This window comes from Desulfogranum marinum (assembly GCF_016918565.1).
GTDB lineage: Bacteria > Desulfobacterota > Desulfobulbia > Desulfobulbales > Desulfobulbaceae > Desulfogranum > Desulfogranum marinum.
Genome location: NZ_JAFFQD010000072.1, coordinates 1 through 15,274, shown reverse-complemented (window position 1 = coordinate 15,274; position 15,274 = coordinate 1). Strand labels below are relative to the sequence as shown.

13 protein-coding genes, 1 pseudogene and 1 riboswitch are annotated in these 15,274 nt (G+C 42.8%); of the genes and pseudogenes, 6 read left to right on the top strand and 8 right to left on the bottom strand.

The window, feature by feature from the left end:
- Positions 1-101 precede the first annotated feature (101 nt).
- From JWH17_RS22055 to JWH17_RS22025, 7 genes are all read right to left on the bottom strand, one after another.
- Positions 102-269, bottom strand: coding sequence for a hypothetical protein (locus JWH17_RS22055; RefSeq protein ID WP_205224864.1), 168 nt, complete (start codon positions 267-269; stop codon positions 102-104).
- A gap of 57 nt (positions 270-326) precedes the next feature.
- Positions 327-617: a helix-turn-helix domain-containing protein gene (locus JWH17_RS22050; protein WP_205224863.1), complete on the bottom strand. Its 291-nt coding sequence runs from the start codon at positions 615-617 to the stop codon at positions 327-329.
- Positions 614-937, bottom strand: a complete 324-nt coding sequence (locus tag JWH17_RS22045) for a type II toxin-antitoxin system RelE/ParE family toxin (RefSeq protein ID WP_205224866.1) — start codon at positions 935-937, stop codon at positions 614-616. The genes JWH17_RS22050 and JWH17_RS22045 overlap by 4 nt, the downstream gene beginning before the upstream one ends.
- A gap of 136 nt (positions 938-1,073) precedes the next feature.
- The gene (locus JWH17_RS22040; protein WP_205224862.1) at positions 1,074-2,207 is read right to left on the bottom strand and encodes a serine hydrolase domain-containing protein; all 1,134 of its coding nucleotides are present in this window, start codon (positions 2,205-2,207) and stop codon (positions 1,074-1,076) included.
- A 290-nt stretch (positions 2,208-2,497) separates the two neighbouring features.
- Positions 2,498-2,710: a transposase gene (locus tag JWH17_RS22035; RefSeq protein WP_205224861.1), complete on the bottom strand. Its 213-nt coding sequence runs from the start codon at positions 2,708-2,710 to the stop codon at positions 2,498-2,500.
- A gap of 843 nt (positions 2,711-3,553) precedes the next feature.
- Positions 3,554-3,841 (bottom strand): type II toxin-antitoxin system RelE/ParE family toxin, encoded by a 288-nt coding sequence (locus tag JWH17_RS24755; RefSeq protein ID WP_369125077.1) that lies wholly within the window; start codon positions 3,839-3,841, stop codon positions 3,554-3,556.
- Positions 3,842-3,871: 30 nt separating this feature from the next.
- The gene (locus JWH17_RS22025; RefSeq protein WP_205224860.1) at positions 3,872-4,135 is read right to left on the bottom strand and encodes a type II toxin-antitoxin system ParD family antitoxin; all 264 of its coding nucleotides are present in this window, start codon (positions 4,133-4,135) and stop codon (positions 3,872-3,874) included.
- Positions 4,136-5,035: 900 nt separating this feature from the next.
- Here JWH17_RS22025 and JWH17_RS22020 point away from each other — a divergent pair.
- The 4 genes and pseudogenes from JWH17_RS22020 to JWH17_RS22005 form a co-directional block, all read left to right on the top strand.
- Positions 5,036-6,715 (top strand): annotated as a pseudogene (locus tag JWH17_RS22020) (AsmA family protein); the annotation flags it as partial.
- A gap of 1,533 nt (positions 6,716-8,248) precedes the next feature.
- Positions 8,249-8,322: riboswitch (cyclic di-GMP riboswitch) on the top strand.
- 56 nt (positions 8,323-8,378) lie between these two features.
- Positions 8,379-9,209: a DUF6345 domain-containing protein gene (locus tag JWH17_RS22015; protein WP_205224858.1), complete on the top strand. Its 831-nt coding sequence runs from the start codon at positions 8,379-8,381 to the stop codon at positions 9,207-9,209.
- A gap of 39 nt (positions 9,210-9,248) precedes the next feature.
- Complete coding sequence (locus tag JWH17_RS22010; protein WP_205224857.1) at positions 9,249-10,238, top strand: hypothetical protein; 990 nt, start codon at positions 9,249-9,251, stop codon at positions 10,236-10,238.
- A gap of 511 nt (positions 10,239-10,749) precedes the next feature.
- Entirely contained in the window at positions 10,750-11,256 is a 507-nt protein-coding gene (locus tag JWH17_RS22005; protein ID WP_205224856.1) for a ferritin family protein, read from the top strand.
- Between the two features lie 445 nt (positions 11,257-11,701).
- Here JWH17_RS22005 and JWH17_RS22000 read toward each other — a convergent pair whose 3' ends face one another.
- Entirely contained in the window at positions 11,702-12,295 is a 594-nt protein-coding gene (locus JWH17_RS22000; protein ID WP_205224855.1) for an acetate uptake transporter, read from the bottom strand.
- Between the two features lie 1,674 nt (positions 12,296-13,969).
- Here JWH17_RS22000 and JWH17_RS21995 point away from each other — a divergent pair.
- Together JWH17_RS21995 and JWH17_RS21990 are read left to right on the top strand one after the other, a co-directional pair.
- Positions 13,970-14,113: a hypothetical protein gene (locus tag JWH17_RS21995; protein ID WP_205224854.1), complete on the top strand. Its 144-nt coding sequence runs from the start codon at positions 13,970-13,972 to the stop codon at positions 14,111-14,113.
- A 24-nt stretch (positions 14,114-14,137) separates the two neighbouring features.
- Complete coding sequence (locus tag JWH17_RS21990) at positions 14,138-14,863, top strand: hypothetical protein (protein WP_205224853.1); 726 nt, start codon at positions 14,138-14,140, stop codon at positions 14,861-14,863.
- The last annotated feature ends 411 nt before the right edge of the window (positions 14,864-15,274 follow it).

Genomic DNA, 15,274 nt, shown 5'->3' with positions numbered 1-15,274 from the left:
GGATAACTTTATTATCACTCATGACGTATCCTTTTTTTGTTGGGATTAATTTTGGTCGATTATTTCCAACAGGATACGTCATTTATTTTTTCATCGCTTACTCAAACACCACTTTTGATCATAACTCCTTTTACTTTGGGCTTAATGACTGATGTGGAAATGGGAGGAATTGCGGTTTGTTTAAGCCGCGCATTTTCTTGACGTAGTTTGTCGATTTCGGCTAAAGCATTCTGATACTTAATTCTCAGACTTTCTAAATCATCAGTCATTTGAGCACTTCCTATGAACTACAGAATTGTGCTACTACTCGGGGAATGCTTTGATGGTTATGATTGTAAAATAAAGTTAATTTCAAGTTTATATCCGACAGCCCGTGCATATTCTTCAATAGTAGAGAGTTTTGGAGAAATTTTAGAGTTTACATTCTCAAGCCTTGAGATGTTACTCTTTTTTGTATGCAGGAGTTCAGCGAGCTCTTCCTGAGTAAACCCGGCATCTTTACGAATTTTAATGAGTTGCTTTCTGAGTTCGTAAGCTGAAGACAAGCGGTCGTATTCGCTTTTGACTTCAGGGTTCTGTAATGCTTTCTTTTTGAAATCTTTTAATGATGTTCTCATGATTTCACCTCTTTCAGTCTTTTTCTGGCTGTTGCTAGTTCCCTTTTGGGCGTTTTTTGAGATTTTTTAATAAATGAGTGAAGGATAATTATCTCCTTGCCCTTTACAGTGTAAAAGAAAGATCTGCCGATACCTTCTTTTCCTTTAGCCCTGATCTCAAACAGGCCTTCACCCATTGCTTTGGTATAAGGTGAACCAAGTGCTGCTCCAAATATCTCTATCATCTCAGCAATGTGAAGGAAGTTTGCTAAAATTCCAGGTGGAAATGATAGAGTCACTTGCTCGACCTTATCGCTGTAAAAAGTTATGTGCCAGTTTATTTGTAAGTGTTATCATAAATGATAACAAAGTCAATGGAAATTAAGCCAAATTTGATGACGATCGATTAGACGATAATTAGACGTTTTCGGGTCTACGCCAAAGAAGGGTGATGAGTTGATGTCCCCGCCATTCAGGTTATTTATCCAATATTTGAGTTTTTACTTTTTGCAAAAGTGTCTCAGCAACACTTCCCATATCCTTTTTTGTATGGAAACAATTAGAAAGTGCGATAATATCTGCTCCTTTGTAACGAAACAAGACAGATGTGAAGCCAGGTATTGCACCTGTATGTCCTTCTGCACCGTCGATTGAAGCAACTGCTAACCCCATTTTAACAAATTCAGGTGCACCGTGTAGTTGCATGTTCATGTCTAAACGTATCTTTTGCAATTGCGGGGTAATTAGGGTGCCGGTGAATAATTCATCAATCCATAGAGAAAGATCGTGGATGTCGGAAACAATCATGCCTGCAGCCCATATAGCCGAGGGGTTTTGATCTGTTACGACTTCATTACTTTCGAATAGCCCATTTTCGTTGAAATCGAAATACCCATCAGCATATTTACCACCTAATTTATCGGTTGTTGGGAAGTAGGTATTTGTTAACCCAATTGGGTCAAAAATCTTGTCTTTGAGGTATTCAGGCAATGATTTTTGGGAATACTTTTCAATCAACAAACCCAATAGGTAGTAGTTTGAGTTACTGTAGTATCCTTCATGTCCGGGCTTATCCAGTAAGTCTTCATTTTTTATGAAACCGAACAGCTCTTCTTTCGACCAGTTGTAAGTGAAATTCTCCACCCATTTATCAGTAAACTCATCCGTGGTCGCATAATTAGGAATCGCACTACTGTGATTCAGTAACATTTTAACGGTAATCTTTTCTCCATAATTTAAAAAACCCGGCAACAATTTTTCCATATTGTCGTTCAAGTGGAATCTATTTTCTCCGACTAGTTGCAGTATTGCTGATCCAATAAAAGTTTTGGTGACACTTGCAATCCTAAACTGCATATCCGTCTCTATTTTTTGTGAGCCACTGTCGTCAATACTGGCCAATCCATAGGCTTTTTTCCATATTGATCCATCGGGAAATCGGACATACAAAACAGCACCGGGAGCGTTTAGCTTTTCACACGTTTCTTTCTGTAGTTTGGTTAGTGTTTCATTGTGTATATCTGCTGAAAGTGGTTGGCACTTAGGTGGCCGACTGTATCCAGCGTACAGTGTGAAGACAAACGTGGTGAACACTAAAATGTAAATCTTCATGATAAGGTTATCCTGGTAGAGTAGAGTAATTTATAGCGTGCACCCAAGGAGTATATGTTAAATAAAGTTAAGGAGTCAAGTTGGGAAGATTGCTCGTCAAGGATCGGTGAATAATAGAATAAATCCAATTGCTTACATAGTGGTTGGCTTTTTGCGTTTCTAGACCTCCTACCTTTATTAGACGATTATTAGACGCACCCATTCGATCTCCAGGGTATACTTGCTGGAAAGCAATCAAGGTGACCAGCATAGATCTCGGTAGTAACGACAAGTCTTGCTGGCGCCGCTTTTTAAATAATCAGAAATAACGGCCATCGGAACACCGCCCATGAAAGAAAATGCACGGACATGGGAACCTTCCAGTCTTCAATCTTTTGGCTCAACGTGGCTTCTGCATAGGTATAATTGCTGGCACCCATAACACTGACAAAGATTTGGGCTTTGTGGATTGTACCGGTTTCATGGTTGATTAAATCAACGGTTTGATCAGTCACCGTCAACATGTTTTTCGCCTGCCCGGTGTTCATGCGGCATGACGGCACTCAGACGAGCTGCCCAATTGCGGTAACTATGGTGCAAAACCAGCTATATTGCCAGCCATCGGGATGCTGTTCCTTGTATTCCTGCCATAACAAATTCAGGTTCACGTGTTTACGGGATTGCAGTGCTTTGTGGACTTCCTGAAAGTCGTGAATGAAGCGGGACTGTGTCGTGCGAGTGCTGAGGAAGGGAAAAGCTGGTGTTCTAGAGCGGTGTCACTTAATTCATCTGGAAGAGGCCAGTCTAGCCCTGCTGCTTTTGCACGGTTTAAGTCATCACCGACTGTCGTCCTGCCTATCTGTCGTCCTGCCTATACCGCAACTTCGACTGATTTCACGATTGCTACAATTACAACCGTATTTGAGACGCAATATCTCTCGTATCTTTCGCATAGATAATCTCTTTTTGGGCATGAAAATCTTCTTGAAGTTTTGGTTCAAAAAGATTTCCTCTACCATCTGGTTCTATGCGTCGTTACCCTCCGAAAACGATGGCCGGAATCATCTGGAATACTCGCTCCTGCCTCACAATCGGGTCACCATTTCGATGCAGTGCAAAAATGGGGATACCGTACATGGCAGAAAAAGTGTGCGGCCTGATTCTGAGTAGCATAAAATATATATAGCATTGGGTCTGAAAAATCATCCGGGAAATGTGGAGAAAACAAGCATTGCAATAAAATGAAAGATGTAGTGCCATACTAAACGGCCAAATACGGCTAACATTCTTAAATTAAACGATATTTTATTTTTCTATCACGAAGTTGGGGTAAGGTTGCTTGCTGTACACTAGCTCAACAAATTCTGTTAATAATCATCGTAAAAAGATTGAGCACTAACATCCTGCTTACCATGTAAAACTCGAATAACAACCAATTGGGCCTCGATAATCCGAAAATAGAAGCAACGACCTTTGTATGGAAAAGCCTTTAATCCCACGCTAACCCAGTCTCTTGGGGAACCTGTTATTCCTGTATGGGCAAGATGCTCTAGCTTACCTGTTAAATTTCGAATAAAGGTGTCAGCCGCATTTGGGTTATCTTCTGCAATATACTCGTAGATACTTCTGAGGTCCGACCTCGCTGTATCAGTTATAATTAAGCGAAGTGGTTTGATGACAACCTCCTATTTTCCAACAATATCATTGAATAGAGCTTGTCCGTTTTCATATTCAGTTACCCTACCGGCTTTCAGATCGGAATCTCCTTTTGCAATTTCAAGACGTAATCTTTGCAGCTTTTGTTTGTTCTCGTAATCTTCAAGGAGGCGCAATCCAGCTCGAACAACTTCGGTACGATTACCGAAACGCCCTTCTTTGACTTGATTCTCAATGAATGTGCGGTCATGTGCACCGAGCGAGAAACTTACGTTTTTTTGTAATCCAGGCATAGGTTTACCTTTTCAATATCAAATTAGTTTTCAATTACAACTATAATAACTATACCACACTATGTATTATAGTCAATGGTGGCGTTTGGCTACCCAAGACGTAATTGTCAGATACTATTTGAAGGATTTCTGATGGAAATCCACCGTCTAATCATTAGACGATTTTTAGACGTTCTAATCGAAATAGATCCATATTAGACGAGATAAATAGGGGTTAAACGAAATTGCTGATTTTGGCAACTCGTTAATTTCTTTTAATAACGGGAGGTTGTGGGGGCTAGAAACAGGTTCAGGCACCTTGGGAGCAGGAGGCCGTAGGTCCGAATCCTACCGCCTTGACCATGGTTTTATGTAGAAATGAGCCATTTACCTTTCGGGTAGGTGGCTTTTTTCGTATCCCAGCCGTGTCACAGTTTGTAGTCTTGTAAACGCCCTGTATTTATTTCCTGGAAACCTGAAAATATCTTTCGAAAATCTTGTTCGTCCAATTAATTGTTGAGCGCCTGATCCGATCGGAATGGTAAAATTTACTGAGTTCAATTGTGGGTAATTGAGGTGTAGTTAGGTGTGAACAGTAAATATGTAAACCCCAAGGCTAATGAACCTTTAGTGGTGCTTTGATATGGCAATCCAATCGATATTGCTGGATTATTTGCGAATTGAATTGTTATGAAAATTGATAGTAAAAGAAATTGTCAATGTTTTTTTAGTATCAATAAATAGTAAAAATTAGACATAGATTTCGTCAATTACCAAAATTATTTCACTTAGTATTTGTATCCTCTATACCATTTGAGATAGGATTCGTAATAGCTAAGGATGCTGAAGACATATCTTGCTGTTCAAGAAGATATTTACATTGCATAACAAAAGGTTACATGTGTCAATTGGAGTTGCTATATGAAAAAAATCCTTAAATGGTTGTTTATTCTCATCATGATTCTGGTCACAGTAATTGTTGCTGGGACCCTAATTATCCCAATGTTTGTGGATGTCCAGTCGTACAAACCGCAAATCGAACAAAAAATCAGTGAAGTAACCGGACGCCCAGTTACCCTAGAAGGAAAACTTAACCTTTCTCTTTTTCCCTGGGTGGCACTTTCTTTTTCTGATCTCTCAGTTGGCAACCCCGGAGGGTATAGTGATAATTCTTTCATCAAGATTAAATCCTTTGAAGCCAGAATTAAGGCCATGCCACTGCTTTCCAAAGAAGTTCAAGTTAAAAAATTTATTCTAGATGGGCCAGAGTTCTATCTGGAGAGAAAAAGTGACGGTCAGGCGAACTGGATGGGAATTGGCCAGAGCGACAAGAAAAAGCCAACTGCTCCTGCTGCTGGAAAAGACCACAAGCAAGCAGAACCTGCTACTGTTAGCAGCCTTCCTATCAAATCACTGGTTGTTGGTGAATTTGCCATCACCAATGGGCGAGTAATTTTTAAGGATCAGTTAACTAAGACAAATAAAGAAATTTCAGGTCTCAACCTTCGTCTTACCAACATTAGTTTGGATAACCCCATTGGTATTGACTTTGACGCCCATGTAGATGCTCAACCTATTGCTCTGCAAGGGGAAATTGGTCCTATTGGTAAGCAACCAGATAAGGGCACCTTGCACTTTGATCTGACCATGCAGGCTCTTAATCAACTTAAAATTCGTGCGCAGGGAAGTATTAAAGATCTTATTGGTAATAAAAAATTTGATGTTGGACTGGATGTAGCTTCTTTTTCTCCAAGACAAATAATGGCAGCCCTCGACCAAGAATTTCCAGTTAAGACAGCTGACTCTAAGGTACTGGAAAAAATATCTCTTAAGCTGAAACTTGCGGGAATACCCACCGAAATTAATATCTCCGATGGTCTGCTCACCCTTGATGACTCCAATCTTGATTTTTTACTGACGGTTAAAGAAATATCACAACCCAATATTAATTTTGAGATAAATCTCGACTCAATAAATCTTGACAGATACCTGCCACCTGTAATTGTTAAGGAACATGATGCAGTCGTGGATTCTCCGAAAGAAACAACTATCAACGGCGAAGATGTTAAGAGAAAAGGGATTGACTACAGCCCGCTACGACGCCTGGTGGTAAATGGTACAGTTAAGGCCAATCAGCTGATAGCCAAGGGGGTAAAGATTGAAAACATTAAAATGGGAGTCAGCGGCAAGGATGGTCTGTTTGACCTTGATCCCTTTGAACTTGCTCTCTATGAAGGCACCCTCACAACCATTGCATCGTTGAACGTTCAAGGCGAAAGACCAAAAGTCACTATAGAGCTGATGACCAAAAATATTAAGGTTGGTCCGTTGTTAAGAGACAGTATCAAAAAAGATGTCCTTGAAGGTAAGGTAAATACCAATGTATCCCTGCAACTCGATGGGGATACCCCTGAGATGCTCAAACGCACACTGAACGGCAAAGGGGATCTTCTTTTCAGCGATGGCGCCATTGTAGGCGTAGACATTGCGGGTATGGCTCGTAATATTCAGACAAGTTTTTCCGATATTGGAAAAACTTCCATAAAACCAAAAACTGATTTCGCGGAATTAAAAGTGCCATTCACTCTTACTAACGGTGTTTTTAACACGAATGGAACCAGTCTCAGTTCACCTCTGCTCAGGCTAGCCATGACAGGTAATGCCAATCTAGCAAGGGAAACGCTAAATTTCAGGGTTAAACCTAAATTTGTCGGTACCCTTAAAGGGCAGGGGGATACAGAAGAAAGGTCAGGAGTCATGGTGCCAATACTTGTGGAGGGGACTTTCAAAAGTCCTGAGTTCAGTCCTGATATCAAAGGTATGGCCTTAGAGCTTGCTCCTAAAAAAGAAGACATTATCAAAGCATTGATCAATCCTGATGGTGAGGCAGGAAAGATGAATCCGACTAAAGATCTCGGTACATCAGTCAAGGAACAGGGTAAAAGCATTTTAAAGGGCTTTGGTTTTGGTAATTAAAAAAAACAAGTACTGTAGAGGGGAAAACACTCTACAGTACTCTTACCATTTTTATAAAGGTGTTATAGTTTTACGCTACATGAAAACGCTGCTGTTCGGTTAAGGAATTAGATAAATCCTAAAGGGATTCTTTCTTGCCATCGTACTAGCGATGAAGTCTTCCGGCATATTGTTGAATTGTCCCTTTCCATGAGACTGGAAGCGCTAAAAAATCTGTCCAAGTCTGGCAGCATCGAATCCTTCACCAATATTTTTTAATTGTTCTTTAATGAGATAGCGCTGTTTCTTGCTCATCCCTCCTTTGAGAATCTAAGCCCGGCGTGTGGGAGAGGTGGCTCAATACTGTTTACCTCCGCGAGTGTGGTCATTTCAGACTACGCCAGCTTTATGAAGCCACGGATATTCTGCATGAAAAGGTTATTGAGCGTTGCTTTCGTTCCTTGAAAAAGACCCAGGTAAAAATGATGTTAATGTATCACTGGCATCGGGTCGTATCGAGTCCATGTAAAAATATGTGTGCCGGCTCTCATTATAGAGCGCGTAGTGGAGTTGGCATGTGATTAAACCCAGGCGAAAAAAACAGGTCGGTCATGAGTAAAATACAAGGACTGAGTTCGCAACGAAAGTCACCACTTTTACCAATTAAATGAACTGCTCCGGGGAGCGAAATCAACTTTGAGACAGCTCGCATTTGCCTATCAAAGGGATGTTTTTGGTATCCATAGCGTGAAAAAAGATGTTGCAATAGTGTAGGCACACGCGAAAAAAACGGATTCCTGTCAGCCGGCCTCCCAGGCGGCTTTGCAAGCAGGTCTCGGATTTCTCCCGAAAACGCAAGTTTGAGGAGTGCAGTTATCTATTTTGTTACTCTTTGATTTAAGGAGGTCATCGGAGCATTGCTCAGAGCTGACCTTGGCATTGATAAACGAGGTGCTGTTAGCTCTTCACTGGAGCTGATTGGTTTTCAGGCCAGAATATTTGATATTGCCAAAGCACACCAACATCAAAAATCAGTTTTGTTTCATCTGCAGAGGTGTTGCATCCCAACGCTTTTCAGGCAAATTGTTGACACTTTAGACATGGGTACCACGATGTTGTCTTGTGTTCTGGTTAGGGGTTGTCATATACTCAAATAAAGTAGATATAGATGAAAGTGGCATAAGATAAAGCCAAACCTGCCGGAAGGCAGGGACGGAAAGCTGCGGGTCTCTAAAGATAGCCGGGCTGCCTTTGTAAAAAGGTAGTCCGGCTTTTTGTATTGGGGGAACATACACAAAGGAGAATAATCATGTATTACATTCGCGTATTGTCCACTTTACTGTTCATTTTCTTCATTGCAGCATGTGCTAACCGGGTTGGCGTTGAGTCCGTCGTTACTTACACACCTGTTGGCAAGGCCAACGTCTACAATCGCCATATTAATGCTCAGGGTTTTTACGACATCATAAAGGCCCATCCTGATTGGAAGGGTCAGTTCCATCAACAAGATGCTGCAGCATGGGAGAAGCATTTTAAGCGCGATTCGTTGGGTGGAATGGCTTCCACCTGGATTGATAATGTCGACTTCGCTTATTTTTCAGGACATGGCGCAGGGGGAGGAACTGTGCCGACAGGTGTGGGCCGGGGCGGTGGTTTTACATTTGGTGTCGATGCAAATGATGACTGGGTACTTGCTTCTATTCCTTCCTCGCAAGAACCACGTTGGGGAGATAATGACCTTGAATGGATCGTTTTGGATGTCTGTTCGGCTTTGGCAAAACATACTGATGGTGCTGATGTCACCTATACGCTCACCCAGCGATGGGCCAACTCGGACGTTATGCATGGCTTGCATTATATCCTCGGTTTTCGCACCGCTGCCACTGACAGTGGGACCCGCGGACGCATCTTTGCCCAACATCTCACCGGCGCTTATGACGGCACAATATACAGCGTCAGAACCGCGTGGAGAAAAGCCACCGAGATCACAGAAGGGCCGCTGTACGAGGGAGCCTACCTGAGAGCGGCAAGCACCGGCAGCGACACACTTGGTGACCACATCCATGAATATGGAACCGTCAGTAGTGATCCGGACCCCTCTACGCAATATTACCGATATCTTAGCTGGCCCACACTCTAGGGCAAAGCCCGACAATCAATCATTTCATGGAGACAAGCTATGAATACGATATTAAAAACGGCTATTGCAATACTTTTCTATTGTTTATTGGTTTTCCCGTTCGCCATGGTTGCCTCTGCCCAAGAAGAACCGCCCAGATCCAGATATTCGGTGAGATCTGTATTTCACCTCACTGCAGAGCTGCCGGGTGAGCCGGCGAAGATGAAACGTTTCGCCACCCAGGAGCCTATTATCAACAATGCTGGCGAGGTTGCAAAACTGGCAATGGCTTTTCAGCTTGATGCCCCTGTCGAAAAACATGAGAAGCGATTTATGGTGAGGCAGGGCAATCGTAGCCTGGAGGTTTTTCATCAGAATGGAACCGGTTCTATCCGCTATTCAGATAATGACGCACTTGATGCTGAAAGAACAGCAGCACAATTACCACTGGCAGGTGAGGCAATCAAGAAGGCCGAATCTGTGTTGTCAGAGAACGGTCTCTTGCCTGAGGGTGCAAGGCTTCTTGGTACTCGCCCTTATGCATTTGAACAACTCGATGAGAAGGGGGAGATTCTTGATTCAGGCAGTTCGGCGATCGCTGTTGTCTATGGTTTTGAAATCGACAATACATTCGTTAGGGGACCAGGCGCAAAAGCAGGAGTGGTTTTTGGTGAAAACGGGAAGGTAATCGGCTGTTCATTGATTTGGCGCCAGATCAAGTATGAAGGTGAATTTTCTATCATAAGCCCAATGGAAGCATTTGAAAATTTCAAGCGTATCTGGCCGCCTGAAAAAGATGGGGAAACAGACATAGAGACGAATATCTATATCGAACAAGTAAGCACAACCTACTATGCACGACCAGGTATCTATGCACAAGAGACACTGGATCCCGTCTATCAGTTCCGGGGTTACTATGAACTAAAGGGTAAGACAAATCGTGGAGAGGTTGGTGAAAAAGAGTACTTCGAGATTTTGGTCCCTGCACTGGAAGAGAGTGATGACGCCCAACTTATTTCTACCTGGGGGGCATCAAGGGCATTTAAATAAAGCCAATTCTGGGGATAGCATTTCAAGGGCATTTTGGATAATAGCTTTTTCTGCCTATCTCGGCGTTATGCTCAAAATGTTATCCTCGGAGGCAAGCAAAGACTCCGATATTGTGTATATGCTTGTGGTAAAATTTTTCGCATGCCTCAGAGTAGGGGCCTACCTGACCTCGATTGAAAAATCTCATTATTCAAGACACCCTCAAGAGAGAAGGACTATATCTCATAGACGTATTTTCCTCTCCAGGCTAGTTATGTAAAAGGTGTCTCGCAATGCCTGCTCTGTAGTTGGCTAAATACTCAGCTGTCCCGCCTTGGCAGCAAGTATGGCAAATGGTTTTTTTGTTGGATCTGTTAATCGCAAGATTGATGCGAAGCAGCCGTGTTTTTCTCAACCGGTGCGTTGCGAATAAAAGGATATTTACAGCAACAACATTCAACCTGGCGTAATATGGAGATGCGCAATCAGTGCACAATTCGCATAGAGGTAAATTTTATCAAGAGGTTTCAATATGTTTACAGATATAGATATACGTAACATTGCCGTGCAGATCGAACGTAACGGCGAAGAAACATACCGGGCGGCAGCCAAAGAAACAGCCGATAAAAATATTGCTGATTTACTTCTCTGGATGGCGGATGAAGAGAAACGTCACCTGCTTTGGTTTGAGGCGCTTGAACTCAAAAAGTGCAACAAGACTGAGGAACAGGAAAAGATGGAGGCAATGGGTAGGGGCTTGCTGGAGGAGATGGTCAAGAGTCGTACCTTCTCACTTGAACAAAAATCCCTGAGTAGTGCCGAACAACTCAGCAGTGTTTTAGCCCAATGTCGTGAGTTCGAAGAAGATACGGTGATGTTTTACAAGTTTCTGCGAGGGTTTCTTGACGACGAAGAGGCCTCAAAACATTTAGACATTATTATCTCAGAAGAACAAGGTCATGTAAGGCAGTTGGAGAACCTGCTAAAAACATTACCTAGCGACGGTGAAAAGCCGCACGTGGCAGTAGAACGTTCCTAACGGTAGCCGTGTGTTTAACTGCTGTTAGTCATGAAAACCATTTCAGGCATTTGAAGCGTATCACACAGAGAGGAGCATTGTAATATCAGCGTTTACAGCGGCAAGCTGTTTTTGAAAAATTGCAGTGGCCGGCGCAGGTGATGTGAAACAAAGGTAAGTTTCGGTCTGGTGGGACGCTGCCCCTCTTTTTTCAGGGGGAGAAGGAAAAGAGGGGCGAGCCCCCATCAAATCAATAATATACTCAACGAACGTACAATTTATCCGCTTACTGTGCGGTAGCTGAACAATAAATTAAAGGAAAAGCCACCTTGGAAAATTACTATGCCGCCCAGTCTCCCCGAGTCTAGCGCATGCTTCGGACTCATGGTTTATCTGACCTTGGAGGTAATATCTAATTTTTCAAGGCACCCTAACGTCTTACAGGTCGTGATTTATTTGGAAAACGCTACCGAAGGATTGGTTTGCCAACTGGTAAAATCGACCTTCCAGATAAATCAGCATAAATTATCGCTGCCATCATATACAGTGCTCCACCGGCACATATAATCAGATCTATGGCTGTGATTGTCAGCAGATTCTTCATGCCTGCTAAAAACACTAAATCCAAGCCGATAAACCCAATGAGCAAGGTAAGGAACGTGAAGGCCATGGCCTGATGAATTCGTAAAGAGCCATAAAACATAATGGCTGTATAAATAGTATAGGCTAACAGAAATATGCCTATATCATGTCCGGAAACTTTCAGGTGTGGCCCTATGGCACCAACACCAGCTCCTTGCAAATCTGCTATAAACCAGATCGCGCCTAAAGCCAGCCAGAACGCCCCGTATGAGACAAAAGCGCTAAATCCAAAATTGTTGCCGGCTTTAAACTCCAGAAAGCCTGCAACAAGCTGTGCGCCTCCGCCAAACATCATGGCGGCACAAAAAACTATTCCAGTCCCTGTAAAACCTAGATTGTGGAACTGGAGCAGTAAAGTTGTGATTCCAAACCCCGCTAAACCGACAACTGCTGGATTACCTAATTTCTCACTTGCCATTTGACACTCCTCTGAAAAAGTTAATGTAACGACCTGTAAAACGAATGAACCTCGTTAAACCTGCAACGAAGATTGAACCTACAGTACTGTTATATTAGATTACTCGTCAGTGAGGTGATTCCACTTACCTGGGCATAATTTGACATTCATGGTCGAGCTTCGGGCTTAATGACCTGGGCATTTTACCGGTCAACAGGATGGCCAGATTTTTCTCATTGATGATTTTAATCAAGAGCAGAAGGCGAAAGGGCTCAGGTCGCGCTTTTTCTTCGCTGGTAAGACAGAGACGCCACCATCCTTTTCAGTTTCCTCCTTGCAGGCGGCTCTTTCGATCACCCGCAATTTCTATCAAATACCCTCTCTTTCCATCTTTAAGGACGGCAATTTTTTGTAATCTTAAGGATTACGGGATTATGCCGATGTCGACTTTTACGTTTAGCCTCATTTTGTAAATGAGACATATAAGATGCTATATGCTTCTAGGGCTAGCAACATACGTGCCGTCAAAGAGTCGCTCTGTTTAAATATCTGATAATCCTATTTTTTCTATTTTTAAACCGTGTTGTGCGGAGATCCGTGCCCGGAATTTACTAGAAGGAAAAGGTAAAAATAGTGAAATGATTCTTGTGCGATCAAACATTGGGGCAGTATGCCCCGGTTATGGATGGACGAGAGCAGGACTGTGAAGCAGTACTGGAGCAAGTAACTGCATAATTTTTTTGAAGATAAGGCGAAATATGAGAATGATTATTTGGAAGCGCTCTCTGCTCTGTTGTATTGATTGGTACTTTTTGGTTGTTTAAAATTTAATTAATAAAAATAATGAATTACCTGCTTTACACATTTGGTCGTCAAAAACAAAGCATGTATTACTTCATTAAAAAAATATCTGATTGGCCATGAGATCCAGCACGTTTTTGCCTGCTTTGATAGATACCTTGAATTTTATAGTATAGAGGGAGAGAGATATTCTTTAATAAAAGAATAAAATTGGGACATTCCACCCCGCAGGGGCATAATGCCCCAGCAAGAGAAGCTCGGGGAAGAGCGGGAATGGTTGAGACTCAAAAAAGGAACAGATTCATTTTGTTGTTAGCCATAGTCAAAATTAAGTGAATGATTTCCGTGCCAAGATCAGGCTGATTAGTTTTTCTCAGCCCATCAGGTTGGTTTTGTTCCAATGTAGCTGTTTCATGTTTTCCGTCGGTGCACAACGATTACAACCATTGGCTACTTTGAAAATGTATAGCATGGAATTTTCGTGACCCCGATGTGATCCTTGCTTTTAGACATAATGTTTGCAGCTGGAAGATGACCAACTAACCTTGCCAACGTGGGCTAGAGAAAAGCGTTCTCTGGGCGAATGTATACAATGAGCGTATTGGCTTGCATTTTGGTGTTTGGTTGAAAACCACCACCATACTTGCTTCAAATGCACCACTTTTTCGTTGAATGGTGAATAGTTTTAAGGGAGAAGTTGTTTTTTTTCAAATAATCAAAGATGCTTATGAAGGTTATTCGGTTGTGGCATATAATATGCTTTGTATAGTTGCTTTGTTTATAATGCATGATATGAGACTGCGATCCTTGAAAATTTCAAAGCACGAAATTGCAGAGTGTTGGGTAATGTCGATATCATGAATAGAGTCTGTTGCATTTGAGAGGAGGTGTACGATGACCATGGATATCCACATTCGCCTGTTCAAAGCCGTTGCACTTGGTTTTACCGTCTTTCTTTTGTTTTTGGTATCGGAGTCAACGGGTGAACCTCCTGGGTTAAAAGGTGAGAGTAAAACGAATAACGGTGTGGTCGGTTGAACAGGAAGTGCTGAAAAAAGCGGTGTGTACGGCTACAGTCAGGCTGGATCCGGCGTGACTGGGCGCAGTGATGAAAAACCGGGGGTTGTCGGTTGGACTGGTGCCGCAGACGCTCCAGCGGTTATTGGACATACCGCTCATGGCAATGGCGTGCTCGGCCAAAGTGAGAGTAACGATGGCGTTGTCGGCAGTACCGGGAGCCACGATAAAAGCGGTGTGTTCGGTCATAGCTCGAAAGGTATTGGCGTAGCAGGAATAAGCGGCGGAAATGATGGCTTGCTAGGGGTAACTCAAAGCGACGAACCGGGCCACGCAGGCGTACGGGCCAGAAATGAAGGCAAGGGGCCGGCAGCCTTTATTGAAGGCGATCTGTTTGTCACCGGTGCTATCCGCGGCGATATCGGTCCTCAGGGTGGCGCTCCTTTTCCTAGGCCGGCTTATGATAGCGGCTGGGTGATTGTATCCAAACAGGGGATCCTTGTGGGGACGGATAAAGGTATCAATATTGACCACAATTTGGGGGGCAACCCTGATAACTATGTTGTCGACCTTCAATTTCGCAGTAGGGCCTTGGGAGTGCATCAGTATCATTATGGAGGGACTGATTTTATCAAAGGCTCACTACATAAAAATAATGTGCACAATGGTGCCTGGTGGACTCATCTGACAAACAAGAGAATAACTGTACGGCGTGGCTGGAGCGACGAGAACGTAGAAGAGGTTCGCGTTCGCATTTGGGTCTATAGATAAAGCAGCTTTCAGCTATGTTGTCATAATTGATTTTTGTACAGGTAGGAAACGACTGGTGCTGCATTTAGGCTCACCAGTTAAGTTGATATGCGGACATTTCGTCAATCATGCTCAGTTGAGCATTTGTGAAACGATACAGGCAGAATTATGTTCCTGATTTTAGGTCAGGGCTGGCATCGAGGTACCTCATGGGGTGAGGACTCAAAGCAAAATGCGAAGGAGCATGAGAGCCGCCCGTTTATGGTTGGTAATTGAAAAGTTAGCTAGTGTCTGTCCATAAATGGCATTTTTTTCAAAGGCGGTCGCTGCCAGTCGTACCAGCGAACACAATCGATTCATGGGACAAGCAAACTCTTGCTGTCCTTTTTAGCTTGTCATATGCAAATTCCTTCAAAAACCGAAATCAAGGCG